The organism is Halomonas sp. EF61 (genome assembly GCF_040147045.1).
Classification (GTDB): domain Bacteria; phylum Pseudomonadota; class Gammaproteobacteria; order Pseudomonadales; family Halomonadaceae; genus Halomonas; species Halomonas litopenaei.
This window is the reverse complement of sequence record NZ_JAMSHM010000002.1, coordinates 710,204-724,373: the sequence shown is the minus strand read 5'-3', so window position 1 is coordinate 724,373 and position 14,170 is coordinate 710,204. Positions and strand designations below refer to the sequence as shown.

At 66.0% G+C, this 14,170-nt stretch carries 11 protein-coding genes; 8 read left to right on the top strand and 3 right to left on the bottom strand.

The features are described 5' to 3' along the window. Positions 1 to 11: 11 nt before the first annotated feature. From rpe to NFI08_RS12070, 3 genes are read left to right on the top strand one after another with little or no spacing between them, the layout of a single operon-like run. The gene (gene rpe / locus NFI08_RS12080; protein ID WP_083970258.1) at positions 12 to 701 is read left to right on the top strand and encodes a ribulose-phosphate 3-epimerase; all 690 of its coding nucleotides are present in this window, start codon (positions 12 to 14) and stop codon (positions 699 to 701) included. Continuing rightward, positions 698 to 1,129 (top strand): GIY-YIG nuclease family protein, encoded by a 432-nt coding sequence (locus NFI08_RS12075; protein ID WP_349589611.1) that lies wholly within the window; start codon positions 698 to 700, stop codon positions 1,127 to 1,129. Before rpe ends, NFI08_RS12075 begins: the two co-directional genes overlap by 4 nt. Then, positions 1,130 to 1,987 carry a mechanosensitive ion channel family protein gene (locus NFI08_RS12070; RefSeq protein WP_249743072.1) on the top strand — a complete coding sequence of 286 codons (858 nt, stop codon included), beginning with the start codon at positions 1,130 to 1,132 and terminating at the stop codon, positions 1,985 to 1,987. It abuts the gene before it with no gap. Between the two features lie 123 nt (positions 1,988 to 2,110). Here the strand turns inward: NFI08_RS12070 and NFI08_RS12065 are convergent, their stop codons facing one another. Then, positions 2,111 to 3,409 (bottom strand): NAD(P)/FAD-dependent oxidoreductase, encoded by a 1,299-nt coding sequence (locus NFI08_RS12065; protein ID WP_108131491.1) that lies wholly within the window; start codon positions 3,407 to 3,409, stop codon positions 2,111 to 2,113. Between the two features lie 127 nt (positions 3,410 to 3,536). On the opposite strand from NFI08_RS12065, the gene NFI08_RS12060 reads away from it, so the two are divergent. The 5 genes from NFI08_RS12060 to trpC all read left to right on the top strand — a co-directional run bounded on the left by NFI08_RS12060 (position 3,537) and on the right by trpC (position 8,740). Beyond that, a complete protein-coding gene (locus NFI08_RS12060; RefSeq protein ID WP_108131492.1) occupies positions 3,537 to 4,202 on the top strand; it encodes a phosphoglycolate phosphatase in 666 nt (221 codons plus the stop codon). A 323-nt stretch (positions 4,203 to 4,525) separates the two neighbouring features. After that, the gene (gene trpE, locus NFI08_RS12055) at positions 4,526 to 6,007 is read left to right on the top strand and encodes an anthranilate synthase component I (protein ID WP_045993597.1); all 1,482 of its coding nucleotides are present in this window, start codon (positions 4,526 to 4,528) and stop codon (positions 6,005 to 6,007) included. 266 nt (positions 6,008 to 6,273) lie between these two features. Then, a complete protein-coding gene (locus NFI08_RS12050) occupies positions 6,274 to 6,855 on the top strand; it encodes an anthranilate synthase component II (RefSeq protein ID WP_286985312.1) in 582 nt (193 codons plus the stop codon). Positions 6,856 to 6,874: 19 nt separating this feature from the next. Beyond that, positions 6,875 to 7,894, top strand: a complete 1,020-nt coding sequence (trpD, locus tag NFI08_RS12045; protein WP_045994365.1) for an anthranilate phosphoribosyltransferase — start codon at positions 6,875 to 6,877, stop codon at positions 7,892 to 7,894. Positions 7,895 to 7,939: 45 nt separating this feature from the next. Next, positions 7,940 to 8,740 carry an indole-3-glycerol phosphate synthase TrpC gene (trpC, locus tag NFI08_RS12040; protein ID WP_108131493.1) on the top strand — a complete coding sequence of 267 codons (801 nt, stop codon included), beginning with the start codon at positions 7,940 to 7,942 and terminating at the stop codon, positions 8,738 to 8,740. 56 nt (positions 8,741 to 8,796) lie between these two features. On the opposite strand, the gene NFI08_RS12035 is transcribed toward trpC, so the two are convergent. Both NFI08_RS12035 and ydiJ read right to left on the bottom strand, forming a co-directional pair. Continuing rightward, a complete protein-coding gene (locus tag NFI08_RS12035) occupies positions 8,797 to 10,740 on the bottom strand; it encodes a cation:proton antiporter (RefSeq protein WP_349589604.1) in 1,944 nt (647 codons plus the stop codon). Positions 10,741 to 10,837: 97 nt separating this feature from the next. Beyond that, positions 10,838 to 13,984 (bottom strand): D-2-hydroxyglutarate dehydrogenase YdiJ, encoded by a 3,147-nt coding sequence (ydiJ, locus tag NFI08_RS12030; RefSeq protein WP_349589601.1) that lies wholly within the window; start codon positions 13,982 to 13,984, stop codon positions 10,838 to 10,840. Between the last annotated feature and the right edge of the window lie 186 nt (positions 13,985 to 14,170).

The following is a 14,170-nucleotide window of genomic DNA, read 5'->3' as shown; positions in this document are numbered from 1 at the left end:
CGGATGACTCCATGAACGACTTCCTGATCGCGCCTTCGATCCTGTCCGCTGACTTCGCCCGCCTGGGAGAAGAGGTCGACAACGTGCTGGCATCGGGTGCCGATATCGTCCACTTCGACGTGATGGACAATCACTACGTGCCTAACCTGACCATCGGGCCGATGGTCTGTGAGGCGCTGCGCAAGCATGGCGTCACCGCGCCCATCGATGCCCACCTGATGGTCAAGCCCGTGGATCGACTGATCGGTGACTTCATCGATGCCGGTGCCAGCTACATCACCTTCCACCCCGAGGCCTCCGAACATATCGATCGCTCGCTGCAGCTGATTCGTGACGGCGGCTGCAAGGCGGGACTGGTGTTCAACCCGGCGACGCCACTGTCCTACCTGGACTACGTGATGGACAAGGTCGACATGGTGCTGCTGATGAGCGTCAATCCGGGCTTCGGCGGGCAGTCGTTCATCCCGGCGACGCTCGACAAGCTGCGCCAGGCGCGTGCGCGCATCGACGCCAGCGGACGGGATATTCGTCTGCAGGTGGATGGTGGCGTGAAGGTAGACAATATCGCCGAGATCGCGCGCGCCGGGGCGGACACCTTCGTCGCGGGCTCCGCGGTGTTCGGCGCGCGTCGCGACGAGGACCCCCACGGCTACGACAGCATCATCGCCGACTTTCGCTCGCGCCTGGCCTCTACGCGGTGATTGGCGATTCGGACTATGCTGGCTCAGGCAAGCCGGGCTTAGTCGAGCCTGTCTCAGATGAGCCTGTCTCAGGCGAGCCAGTACCCGAGCTGCCGGCGGCGGCAACGACGACGTGGTACCTGTATATCGTCGAGACGGCGGCCGGGGCGCTTTATACCGGCATTACCACCGATGTCGCCAGGCGTGTCGAGCAACACCGCAGCGGCAAGGGCGCCAAGGCGCTGCGTGGCAAGGGCCCTCTGACGCTTCGCCATCAGGAGCCGGTCGGCACGCGAGGTGACGCCAGCCGGCTGGAAATCGCCGTCAAGCGCATGTCGGTGCGTCGCAAGCGCCAGTGGCTGGCGGCGCGCATCAGCACTGGCGAAGCGAGGGCGGTGGTCGAGCAGGATCGTACTTCGATAACGAAAACGACATACAAGGAGAGGTAGATGGAGTTCCTGCAAAAGCTGGACGTGGAGGCCCTGATCGAGTTTGCCTCGACCACCGGGCTGCAGTTTCTGATCAATCTGGTCGCCGCGGCGGCGATCTTCATCATCGGGCGCTGGGTGGCCAAGGCGGTACACCGGGTGGTGGTCAAGGGCATGCAGCGTGCCGACGTCGAACCCCTGCTGGTCAAGTTCCTCGGCAACATCCTGTATGCCTTGCTGCTGACCTTCGTGATCCTGGCCGCCATCAGCCGGATCGGTATCCAGACCGCCTCGTTGATCGCGGTGATCGGTGCCGCCGGTCTGGCGGTGGGTCTGGCCCTGCAGGGGTCGCTGGCCAACTTCGCCGCCGGGGTCATGGTCATCATCTTCCGCCCCTACCGGATCGGCGACTACGTGGAGGCCGGTGGGGTCAGCGGCACCGTCGAGGATGTGCAGATCATCAGCACCGAGCTGAGCACGCCGGACAATCGCAAGATCATCGTGCCCAACGGCCAGATGATGAGCGGTGCCGTGGTCAACTATTCTGCCCACGCCACTCGTCGGGTCGATCTGACGGTGGGGGTCGGCTATGACGACGACATCGATACCGTGCGTCGGGTGCTGGAGAGCGTGGTCGCCGACGACCCTCGCGTGCTCAGCGAACCGGCGCCGAATATCCGCATGAATGCCATGGGCGACTCCTCCATCACCTGGATCGTGCGGCCCTGGGTGCAGGCATCCGACTACTGGGACGTCTACTGGGAGATGACCGAGGAGATCAAGCGTCGCTTCGATCGCGAAGGCATCAGCATTCCCTTTCCCCAGCGCGACGTGCACCTCTATCACCACGCCAAGGACGAGTCCCAGGCCAACGCCTGAGCAGGATGTGGTGCTGTCGATGACGACAAGCAAGAGAGGCTGCCCTGGGGCAGCCTCTCTTGCTGTAAACGCACAGTGCGAAGTCTTTCAGGGGTGTGCGGGCAGGCACGTTTCAGACGAGCCCTAGTGCAGCTTTAGCCTGGGCTTGAGGAAGCGGTTAAGCCCATCGACCACCACCATCATCGCGGTCTTGACCGTGCCGTGGATGGCGCGCTGGTGCATGCGGTAGAGCGAGGCGTAGAAGAAGCGCGCCAGGTTACCCTCGATGAACAGGCTACGGGCCGAGGCGGCGCGCATCAGGCTGCCGATGGCGTCGAAGTGGGCCAGCGAAATCAGCGAGCCTCGGTCGCGGAAGACAAATTCCTTGAGCGGCTTGCCGTCGACCACGGCACACAGGTTGCGGTAGAGCACGCCGGCCTGCTGGTGGGCGGCCTGGGCCCTGGGTGGCACCACCGTGCCATCTTCCTGGGGGCAGCTAGCGCAGTCGCCGAAGGCGAAGATGCGCGGGTCATCGATGCTCTGCATGGTGGCGGCCACCTTGACCCTGTTGTTGCGCTCCACCTCCAGCCCCAGTTCTGCCAGGAAGGCCGGAGCCTTGATGCCGGCGGCCCACACCCCCAGGTCGATCTCGATGGCGTCATCGTCGGTGGTGTGGATGGCGCGCTCGTCGACCATGGTCACCCGGGTGTCCACATGGACCTTGACCCCCAGGTTCTCGAGTTCCTTGTGCACCGCGCCGCTGATGCGGTCCGGCAGCGCCGGCAGCACCTTGGGTGCGGCCTCGATCAGGTGGACCCGCAGGTGCTCGCGGCCCAGCGCGGTAAAGCCGTAGCTCTTGAGCATGCGCGATGCGTCGTGCAACTCGGCGGCCAGTTCGACGCCGGTGGCCCCGGCCCCGATGATGCCCACGGTAATGCAGGGATCCTGATCCTCGAGCCGGGTGCTGTAGCGCATGAAGGTATTGAGCAGTGCCTGTCGAAAGCCTTCGGCCTGGGCAGGGCTGTCGAGGAAGTGGCAGTGGTCCGCCACGCCTTTCGTGCCGAAGTCGTTGCTGACGCTGCCGACCGCCAGTACCAGGTGATCGTAGTCGAGACGCCGCGCCGGCAGGATCTCGTTGCCCTCGTCATCGACGATGGGGGCCAGGGTCAGTTGGCGGGACTCGCGATCCAGATCGCACAGGGTGCCACGCTGGAAGCGGTAGCCGTTGGCCGCCGAGTGGGCCTGATAGGAAATCTCGTCGAGGCCCGAGTCGAGGACGCCGGTGGCGACCTCATGCAACAGCGGTTTCCAGATGTGGGTCGAATTGCGATCGACCAGCACGATGTCGGCCTTGTCCTTCTTGCCGAGCCGTCGTCCCAGGCGCGTGACCAGCTCAAGGCCGCCGGCGCCGCCGCCGACAACCACGATGGTGGGTTTGCTCATGATGAGCTCCAGAAAAAAGGTGGAGCGCCATCATAGACAGATAAGTGCTTGGCTGACCACGGCGCTTGCGCCAGAATGTGCGCCGCGCATAGATATTCCAATTTCGGCATAGTCGAGGAGACGGCCTATGGGTGACGCCCTGGAGGGGGTGCTGTTGGTGGCCTTCGATCTGGATGGCACCCTGATCGATTCGGTCCCGGACCTGGCAGCGGCGGTGGATGCCGCCTTGATCGACGTCGAACTGGCGCCGGCAGGCGAAGCCAGGGTGCGCGACTGGGTCGGCAATGGTGCCTGGGTGCTGCTGGAACGTGCCCTGACCGATGCACTGGGCGAGGCCCCCAGCGAGGTGCTGTTGAAGACCGCCCACGAGCGCTTCCTCGAGCACTATCATCGTCGTCCCTGCGACAGGACGAGGCTCTATCCGGGGGTGACGGAGACCTTGAAGCGGCTGTTCGGGCGGGGTCTGATCCTGTGTCTGGTCACCAACAAGCCCGAGGCCTTCATCCACCCGATCCTCGAGCACCTGGGTATCGATGGCTTCTTTTCCGCCTGCCTCGGTGGCGACACCCTGCCTCGTCGCAAGCCTGATCCCATGCCGCTGCGACACCTGTCCCAGCAGTTCGACGTCTGTCCCTCGTACTGTCTTATGGTGGGCGACTCCCGTCACGATGTCGCGGCGGGCAAGGCCGCCGGTTTCCGTACCGTGGCGGTGCCTTACGGCTACAATCACGGCGAGCCGATCAGCCTGAGCGAGCCGGATCTGGTGGTTGAATCGCTGGAACAACTCGTTTAGGGTTTTTTGGCATGACACTATCGTTAGCGTCATGCCGATAAATCCTCGCTATTGCAGGCCTTGCCAGGCGCGCGTCACAGGGAATCCCGTCGTGTGGAATCCTCGAGCGCGGCGCACGGGTCTCGCGGTAGCGGTCTGTCACTCGTTGGCTTCATTCATTCGTTTCGCTGGTGGACTGCCCATGGCCCAGCCTTGCTTCTCCTCGATGTCCTGTCCGCATCTGTCTGCGTCGCTGCCTACGACGTCCTGCGGTTGGCGATGGTGACCGTTTCTCCGTTCTTGTCGTTGTCACTTTCGTCTCTTGAATTGAGGATCTGGGCATGATGACCCCCGAGCGTTTCGATGAGCTGGCCCAGGCCGGCTACAACCGTATTCCCATCACCCGCGAGATGATGGCCGACCTGGACACGCCGCTGTCCACCTATCTGAAACTGGCCGATCAGCCCTGGACCTTTCTGCTCGAGTCGGTGACCGGCGGCGAGAAGTGGGGGCGTTACTCGATCATCGGGCTGCCCTGTCGCGAACGCATCGAGGTGCGGGGCTATCAGGTTCAGCATATTGTCGATGGTGACGTGACCGGCGCCACCGAAGTGGAAGATCCGCTGGCCTGGATCGAGGAGTTCCAGCGTCGCTTCAAGGTGCCGGTGCTCGACAACCAGCCGATCTTCGACGGCGGACTGGTGGGATACTTCGGCTACGACACCATCCGCTATATCGAGCCGCGCCTGGCCGGTGTGGAGAAGGACGACCCCATCGGGGTGCCGGATATCCTGTTGATGGTGTGCGATGAGCTGGTGGTGTTCGACAACCTTTATGGGCGTCTGACCCTGTGGACCCACGCCGATCCTTCCACGCCCTCGGCCTTCAGCGCCGCCCAGGCCCGGCTGAGCGCCCTGGAAGACGCCCTGCGCAGCCCGCTGTCGGTGGCCTCGCGGGTGCCCGGTGACGCGCGCCCGGCGGTGGAGGAGGGGCACTTCACCTCCGGCTTCACCGAAGAGGGCTTCAAATCGGCGGTGGAAAGGATCAAGGAGTACGTGCTGGCCGGCGACGTGATGCAGTGCGTGCCGTCCCAGCGCATGTCGATCGAGTTCCAGGCCGAGCCGCTGGACCTGTATCGGGCTCTTCGCAGCCTCAATCCGTCGCCCTACATGTTCTTCTTCAACCTTGACGACCACCATGTGGTGGGCGCCTCGCCGGAGATCCTGACCCGCCTGGAGGATGGCATGGTGACGGTGCGTCCGATCGCCGGCACCCGGGTGCGTGGCAAGACCGAGGCCGAGGACAAGGCGCTGGAGGAGGACCTGCTGGCCGACCCCAAGGAAGTCGCCGAGCACCTGATGCTGATCGACCTGGGCCGCAACGACGTCGGCCGCATCTCCGAGACCGGCAGCGTCGAGGTGACCGATCAGATGGCCATCGAGCGCTACTCCCACGTCATGCACATCGTCTCCAACGTCACCGGCAAGCTGAAGCCGGGCTACAGCGCCATGGACGTGCTGCGCGCCACCTTCCCGGCGGGCACCCTGTCCGGAGCGCCCAAGATCCGCGCGATGGAGATCATCGACGAGGTCGAACCGGTCAAGCGCGGCGTCTACTCCGGGGCCGTCGGCTACCTGTCCTGGCATGGCAACATGGACACCGCCATCGCCATCCGCACCGCGGTGATCAAGGACGGTCAGCTGCACGTCCAATGCGGCGCCGGCGTGGTGGCGGACTCGGTGCCCCAGTCCGAGTGGGACGAGACCCTGAACAAGGGGCGTGCGCTGTTTCGTGCCGTGGCCATGGCCGAGCAGGGACTGCGCTGAGTTCGGCCTGACATCCGCTTGACAGCCATGACCACGACACACACTATAAGCCCATGATGAATATGACCTCCGCACCGTCCCGTAATCGCCAGCAGTGGTGGCGCCCCTTCGACTGAAGCGGGCGGAGGAACCCTGAGCGCCGGGGTGTCGCGGACCACGGTCTGGACAACGACGGTCAGGACAGCGAGAGTGCCGCCCGCGAGGCGGCATTTTTGTGTGTGGGTCGTCTCGCTGGGTGAAGCCCAATATTGAATCCTGGAGCCACCATGATCTTGATGCTCGATAACTACGACAGCTTCACCTACAACATCGTCCAGTACCTAGGCGAACTGGGCGCCGAGGTGGTAACCCGACGCAACGACACCATCAGCCTCGACGAGATCGAGGCCATGGCGCCCAGCCACATCGTGGTGTCGCCGGGGCCCTGCACGCCCAACGAGGCCGGCATCTCGCTGGAGCTGATTCGCCACTTCGCCGGCAAGCTGCCGCTGCTCGGTGTGTGCCTCGGCCACCAGGCCATCGGCCAGGTGTTCGGCGGCAAGGTGGTCCGCGCGCCCCAGGTCATGCACGGCAAGACCTCCGACATTCGCCATGCCGGACAGGGCGTGTTCAAGGGCCTCGATGATCCGCTCTCGGTGACCCGCTACCATTCGCTGGTGGTGGAGCGCGAGAGTCTGCCGGAGTGTCTCGAGATCACCGCCTGGACCGATGACGACGACATCACCCCCGGCCTGATCATGGGCCTGCGCCACAAGGAGCTGCCCATCGAAGGGGTGCAGTTCCACCCGGAATCGATCCTGTCGCGACAGGGACACGAGATGCTGGCCAATTTCCTCGAGCGCCACTGACTACCATCAGGAGACTTGCATGCAGATGACCAATGCCATCGCGGCGGTGATGCGCCGGGAGAACCTGGGCCGAGAGCAGGCCTATGCGGTGATGCGCACCATCATGACCGGCGAGGCCAGTGACGCCCAGGTCGCCGCCTTTCTGATGGGGATGGCGATGAAGGGCGAGACCGCCGAGGAAATCAGTGGCTGCGCCCAGGTGATGCGCGACCTGATGACGCCGGTAACGCTGTCCTGCGACAACGTCGTGGATATCGTCGGCACCGGTGGGGACGGCGCCAACCTGTTTAACGTATCCACCGCCTCGAGCTTTGTCGCCGCCGCCGCCGGCGCCCATGTGGCCAAGCACGGCAACCGAGGGGTGTCGTCGTCCTCGGGCAGCGCCGATCTGTTCCAGGTGGCCGGCATCGGCCTGGATCTGGACGCCGAACAGGTAGGCCGCTGCATCGAGGAGGTCGGCGTCGGCTTCATGTTCGCGCCCAATCACCACCCGGCCATGCGTCACGCCATCGGTCCGCGCCGCGAGATGGGTGTGCGCACCCTGTTCAATATTCTGGGGCCGTTGACCAACCCTGCCAGTGCGCCCAATCAGCTGCTCGGCGTCTACCACGCCGACCTGCTGGAGTTGATGGTGGAAGTGCTGCGTCAGCTCGGCAGTCGGCATGTGCTGGTGGCCCACGCCGAAGACGGCCTGGACGAAATCTCGCTGGCGGCGCCGACCCGCATCGCCGAACTCAAGGATGGCGAGATCCACCGCTATACCCTGACCCCCGAGGATGTCGGTATCGAGCGTCAGTCGCTCGCTCCGCTCAAGGTCAAGACCGCCGAAGACAGCCTGCGTCTGGTCGAGAAGGCGCTGTCAGGCGAGGGGCCTGCGGCGGATATCGTCGCCCTCAACGCCGGCGCCGCCCTCTACGCCGCCGACGTGGCCGATTCCCTCAAGGAAGGCGTGCTGATGGCCCAGGACGCCCAGGGAACCAGGCTGGCGCTGGAAAAGATGAAGGAACTGGCCCACTTTACCCGGGTGTTCGCTCAGTAGGACCTTTCTGAAAAGAGCCCGACGGGCCGCAAGGAGAATCACAACATGGCCAATGCCACCCCGACGATCCTCGAGCGAATCCTCGAGCGCAAGGACGAGGAGGTCGCCAGCCGACGCCGCCAGGTCAGCGAGCAGGCGCTGCTCGCGCGTGCGCGAGAGCAGGATGCACCGCGCGGTTTCGTCATCTCGCTGGCCGAGCGGATCCGCGACGGCGACGCCGCGGTGATCGCCGAGGTCAAGAAGGCTTCACCCTCGAAGGGGCTGATCCGTGAGGACTTTCGCCCGGCCGAGATCGCCGCTCAGTACGCCCGGGGTGGGGCGGCCTGCCTCTCGGTGCTGACCGACGCTGACTTCTTCCAGGGCCATGAGGACTACCTGATTGCCGCCCGCGAGGCGTGCAGCCTGCCGGTGATCCGCAAGGACTTCATCGTCCACGGCTACCAGGTCAGCGAGGCGCGGGCCATCGGCGCCGACTGCATCCTGCTGATCGTCGCCGCCCTGGAGGACGCCCAGATGCGCGACCTGCACCAGCAGGCTGGCGAGCTTGGCATGGACGTGCTGGTGGAGGTCCACGACGCCCAGGAACTGGAGCGGGCGCTGGCGCTCGATCTGGATCTGGTCGGGATCAACAACCGCGACCTGCATACCTTCAATACCCGACTCGAGACCACCCTGGAACTGCTGCCGCGGATTCCGCCCGAGGTCACGGTGATCACCGAGTCCGGCATCCACAGCCGCGACGATGTGCTGCGCATGCGCGAGAACGACGTCCACGGCTTCCTCGTGGGCGAGGCCTTCATGCGCGAAGAAGATCCGGGCGAGGCCCTGCGGCGACTGTTCTTCTGAGTCCTGTACTCGCCTGAAGACACCTCGGGCCGGTCATCGACCGGCCCGAGGTGTTTTTATTTCCGACTACTTTGCCGGTCCGGCATGACCAGGCGGATCACATGATCGCCCTTGCGCGGTGTCAGCGGCGCGTCGGCGGTGGCGATGCGCGGCCGCCCTGAAGTGCCGACACAGATCAGCGGCGCCGAGTCGGTGTCGCCGGGGAAAGCCCCCTGACGTCTCGCGCTGGCGATGTCCTTGGCCTGGAGGGGCGCTTGCCGGGTGTCTGTGCTGTGGACGTGACCTGGGCGTCTTTCTCCCCTTTCTCCCCTTTCTCCACTCGCACGCTTATCGCCGCTGGCGCGCAGCAGCGCCCGTGAACGGGGGGCTTCGTCGAGCCTTTCGACCTCGAAGCGAGCCCCACGCTCGACCAGGCTCGAGAGCTGGGCAAAGGTCATCTCGCGGCCGAACAGATAGGGAACATGCTCGATGGCGGTGGCGTGCTGGCGCCGGGCCTGGCGCCCCAGGTTGACCGCCAGGCGGAACACCTGGCCCTGGCCCAGCAGATGCTCGAAGTGCAGCGCGGCCAGATCATTGAGCTCTCGGTAGGGCGACAGCGGCATCAGGTAGCCGATACCGCTCAGTTCCATGTGCTGGGCGGCGTGTTCGGACAGCGGGTCACCGTAGTAGGCCGAGAGCCCCTCGGCGCGGGCGGCCTGCACCGCGTCCCAGCTCGAGTCGGTCAGCAGCACGCCGAGTCGGGCCTGGCGCAGACAGTGGGCCATCTGCCGGGCCACCGGGTTGGCGCCGATGATCAGCACGCCGTGGGCCGAGGGACGGCGCACCTTCAGCCAGTCGCCCAGCGGGCGGGCCAGCAGACTCTGGGATACGACCGTGGCGATGATCACCAGAAAGGTCACCGGCACCAGCCGGTCGGCGCCGGGCACTCCGATCTCTTCCAGCCGCAGCGCGAACAGCGAGGCCACCGCGGCGGCGACGATGCCGCGGGGCGAGATGAACGCCAGCAGACTCTTCTCGCGCCAGTCCAGGCCGCTGCCCAGGGTGCACAGCCACACCGCCAGCGGACGCACCAGCAACAACAGCACCGCCAGAAAGGCCCAGGCCGGCCAGCCCAGCAGTGCCAGTTGCTCGACCGTCAGACGTGCCGCCAGCAGGATGAACAGACCCGAGATCAGAAGGATTGACAGGGTCTCCTTGAACTCGATGATCGGTCGGGTGGGGACGCCACGCATATTGGCGAGCCAGGCGCCCATTACCGTTACCGTCAACAGGCCGGACTCGTGAAACAGGGTGTTGGACAGGGTGAACAGACCGAGCATGGTCATCAGGGTGCCGAAGCTGTGCAGCCGTTGCGGCAGCAGGTGCTGGCGCAGTACCTGGCCCCATAGATAGCCGCCGGCGACGCCGAAGCCGAAGCCGATCAACGCGGTCTGGGCGAACAGCATCAGGGTGTGCGGCAGTGCCTGGGTGCCGGAGCCCAGGGCGACGAATTCGTAGACCAGCACCGCGCCGATGGCGCCCACCGGGTCGATCAGGATGCCCTCCCAGCGCAGGATCTGGGTCAGGTGCTCGCGGGCCCGCAGGGTCTGCAGCAGCGGCAGGATCACCGTCGGGCCGGTGACCACCAGCAGCGCCCCCAGCAGGCTCGCCATCTCCCAGCTCAGGCTCAGCAGCCAGCGGGCGGCCAGCGCTCCGCACAGGGCGGTGATCAGGGCTCCCCAGGTGACCAGGCGGCGCACCGTGCGGCCATGGCCGCCCAGCTCGCGAAAGTTCAGGGTGAGGCTACCCTCGAACAGGATCACCGCCACCGCCAGCGACACCAGCGGGAACAGCAGCTCGCCGAACAAGGCGTCGGGGTCGAGCAGGCCGGTCACTGGGCCTGCGGCAATGCCGGCGATCAACAGCGTCAGGATGGCGGGGACCTTGAGGCGCCAGGCTAGCCACTGTGAGCCCAGCGCCAGCAGGCCAACGGCCGCCAGGGTGAGTCCGGCATGCTCCATGGTCGGTCGACTCCGAAACGGGAAAAGCCGCGCAGCGTACTGACGCGGCGTCGATCATGCAAACCATCGCCATCATAGGCCTCAACGATGGTCTGACTCAGCTCGCCCGACGAAGTGCGCCGAGCAGCGCCTGCAGCGGATGCGGCAGCTGGCTGTCGGAGAAGCGACGGGCCTGGCTGCGACAGGAGTAGCCGGTGGCCAGCAGGCGACCGCTGCCGCCGTGCTCCTGCACCACCGGTTCCCACGACTGGGCGTAGATGGTACGCGAGGTCGTAAGGTTGCGTGCCTCGTGGCCGTAGGTGCCGGACATGCCGCAGCAGCCCGAGGGCAGCGGCGCCAGGCGCAGCCCGAAACGTTCGAACAATTGCTGCCAGGCCTTGGGGCTGCCCGGCGCCTGGGTCTTCTCGGTGCAGTGGGACAGCAGCTGGAAGGGGGCTTCCTCGCTCAGGTCGAGTCCCGAGGGCACCAGCGAGGCGCCCAGGCTCAAAAGCCACTCCTGCAGCATCAGCACCTCAGGCACGGCCTGCTCACCCAGTGCCTTCACGTACTCCTGACGATAGGTCAGCGTCATCGCCGGGTCGATGCCCACCAGCGGCACGCCGCTGGCAGCCAGGGTGGAGAGCTCTCGGGCACGCTTGCGGGCGGTGCGCTCGAAGGCGCCGAGAAAGCCCTGGACGTTGAGCGGCTTGCCGTTGGGCTTGTAGGGCGCGACGAAGACGCGGATATCGAGGCGCGACAGCAGCTCCACCACGTCGGCGACCAGTCTGGCTTCGAAGTGGCTGGTGAAGGCGTCCTGCACCAGGATCACGCTGCGCGCCTTCTGGCGCTCGCTGAGGCGTCCCAGCGTCAGCGGAGTGGCCTCGGCCACGCCCCAGGCCTTGAGCTGCTTCTTGAGCCGGGCGCGTGACAGCCTGGGGCTGTCGACCATGCCGAGGCCGCGGGCCATCAGCCGGTCCACCAGGCGGTTGTCGAGTGCCGCGTTGTAGGCCGGGGCCAGTGGCGCCAGCGCCGGCAGCAGGAATTCGAGCCCGCCGATCAGGTAGTCGCGCAGCGGTCGCAGGTAGCGTCCGTGGTAGACCTCGAGGAACTGGGAGCGGAAGGCCGGGACATTGACCTTGATCGGGCACTGGCCGGCGCAGGACTTGCACGCCAGGCAGCCGGCCATGGCGTCGTAGACCTCGTGGGAAAAGTCGTCCTTGCCGCGCAGGCTGTTGAGCGCGCGGCGGGGTAGGTGGGCGAGCCAGCCGAGCGCGGTCTCATCCTTCTTGCGCTGTGACTCCTCGACCACGTCGATGCCGGCCTTTCCCTGCAGGCGCAGCCATTCGCGCATCAGGCTGGCGCGGCCCTTGGGCGAGTGCACACGATCCCGGGTGGCCTTCCACGACGGGCACATGGCGTCGTCGGGATCATAGTTGTAGCAGGCGCCGTTGCCGTTGCAGTAGACGGCGTCGGCGTGGGCCTGCCACACCCGCTCGTCGATCTGACGATCGAAATCGCCGCGCATGGGTACCGCGTCGATGGCCAGCAGGCCGGGGTCGCTGAGGCTGGCCCCGGGCTCGGGCTGGCTGTTGGCCGCTTCGTCGGTCTCCACCAGCGGCGTGGCGATCTTGCCGGGATTGAGCTGGTTGTGCGGGTCGAAGGCACCCTTGAGGCGTCGCAGGCTGGGGTAGAGCTCACCGAAGAAGGCCGGGGCGTACTCCGAGCGCACGCCCTTGCCGTGCTCCCCCCACAACAGGCCGTGGTAGCGCTGGGTCAGCGCCGCCACCTCATCGGAGATTTCGCGGATCATCGCCTGCTGGCGCGGGTCTTTCATGTCCAGCGCCGGGCGCACATGCAACACTCCGGCGTCGACGTGTCCGAACATGCCGTACTCGAGCCCTCGGGCATCGAGCAGGGTGCGGAACTCGGCGATGTAGTCGGCCAGGTGCTCTGGGGGGACCGCGGTATCCTCGACGAAGGGCAGCGGGCGCTTCTCGCCCTTGACGTTGCCGAGCAGGCCCACCGAGCGCTTGCGCATGGCGTAGACCCGACCGATGGCGTCACGGCCGACGGCCTGGGTGAAGCCCAGGCGGGTGACGCTGGTGTCGCTTTCGAGTCCCCGGCAGAAGGCGTCCACCCGGGCCTCGAGGCGCTCGGGGTCGTCGTCGTTGAACTCCACCAGGTTGATGCCCTCGATGGCCGGTCCGTCATCCACCGGGAAGAACTCGGCCACCGAGTCCCACACGAAGTCCTCCATGGCGAGCTTCAACACCTTGTCGTCCACGGTCTCGATGGAGGTGGGGCGAAGCGCCTGCGGCTTTTCTGGTGACGAGCCGCCGGCCATCAGCGCCTTGGCGTCGGCGAGGGCCGCCATGAAGCTCGGGTAGCGCACATTGACCAGAATCGAGTGGCGCGGGATCGGTAGCACGTTGAGCACCGCCTCGTTGGTCAGCGCCAGCGAGCCCTCGGCGCCGCACAGCACGCTGTTGAGGTTGAAGCGGCCGTCGTCGTCGCGAAGGTGGGCCAGGTCATAGCCGGTCAGGCAGCGGTTGAGCGGCGGGAAGATCGCCTCGATGCGCTCGCGCTCCTGCTCGATGATCATGCGGGCGGCGCGATAGGCGCGGCCCCGGGCCGAGTCCTCGGCGCACAGGGTCTCGAGTTCGTCCTCGTCGACCGCGGCGCTGATCAGGCGCTCGCCGCCGATCAGTACGCTGTCGAGCTCGAGCACATGGTGGCGGGTCTTGCCGTATTCGCAGCTGCCCTGGCCGCTGGCGTCGGTGGCGATCATGCCGCCGATGGTCGCCCGGTTGGAGGTGGACAGTTCCGGTGCGAAGAACAGCCCATGGGGCCTCAAGGCGGCGTTGAGCTGGTCCTTGACCACCCCGGCCTGGACCCGTACCCGGCGGTTGTCGACGTCGATCTCGAGGATCTGGTTCATGTGCCGGGAGACGTCCACCACCAGGCCGTCGCTCAGCGACTGGCCGTTGGTGCCGGTGCCGCCACCACGCGGTGTCAGGGCCACCTTGCGGAAGGCTTCGCGCCCGGCGAGCCGGCCGAGCAGCTCGAGGTCGCCTGCATGACGCGGGAACACCGCCGCCTGGGGCAGACGCTGGTAGAGCGAGTTGTCGGTGGCCAGTACCGTGCGGCTGGCGTAGTCCGGGGCGATTTCGCCCTCGAAACCTTCCGCCTTCAGGGCATTGAGAAAGTCGACGTAGTGTTGGTCCAGTGGGGTCGCGGCATCAGCTAGGGGCAGTGGTGCGATCATGGTCTCGGTCGATACAGGCCCCGCGGTGGCGCGGCTGGCGCTATCGACAGGGCAGGAGAATGGGAGGGCGTCCACTTTACCGCGTCTCGGGGGGTAGGTGCATCCCGATCGCGCGAGAAGCGGGCGCTCGCCCCCGGTCGATGGCGCCGCCTCTCGCTTTTGCCTACAATAGCCGCCGGCAGAAAT

Bases quoted from the DNA above. Each gene is read 5' to 3' on its own strand.
- NFI08_RS12065 (WP_108131491.1), bottom strand. From the start codon at position 3,409: ATGAGCAAACCCACCATCGTGGTTGTCGGCGGCGGCGCCGGCGGCCTT.
- NFI08_RS12035 (WP_349589604.1), bottom strand. From the start codon at position 10,740: ATGGAGCATGCCGGACTCACCCTGGCGGCCGTTGGCCTGCTGGCGCTG.
- trpE (WP_045993597.1), top strand. From the start codon at position 4,526: ATGACCCCCGAGCGTTTCGATGAGCTGGCCCAGGCCGGCTACAACCGT.
- NFI08_RS12060 (WP_108131492.1), top strand. From the start codon at position 3,537: ATGGGTGACGCCCTGGAGGGGGTGCTGTTGGTGGCCTTCGATCTGGAT.
- NFI08_RS12070 (WP_249743072.1), top strand. From the start codon at position 1,130: ATGGAGTTCCTGCAAAAGCTGGACGTGGAGGCCCTGATCGAGTTTGCC.
- ydiJ (WP_349589601.1), bottom strand. From the start codon at position 13,984: ATGATCGCACCACTGCCCCTAGCTGATGCCGCGACCCCACTGGACCAA.
- NFI08_RS12050 (WP_286985312.1), top strand. From the start codon at position 6,274: ATGATCTTGATGCTCGATAACTACGACAGCTTCACCTACAACATCGTC.
- rpe (WP_083970258.1), top strand. From the start codon at position 12: ATGAACGACTTCCTGATCGCGCCTTCGATCCTGTCCGCTGACTTCGCC.
- trpC (WP_108131493.1), top strand. From the start codon at position 7,940: ATGGCCAATGCCACCCCGACGATCCTCGAGCGAATCCTCGAGCGCAAG.
- trpD (WP_045994365.1), top strand. From the start codon at position 6,875: ATGCAGATGACCAATGCCATCGCGGCGGTGATGCGCCGGGAGAACCTG.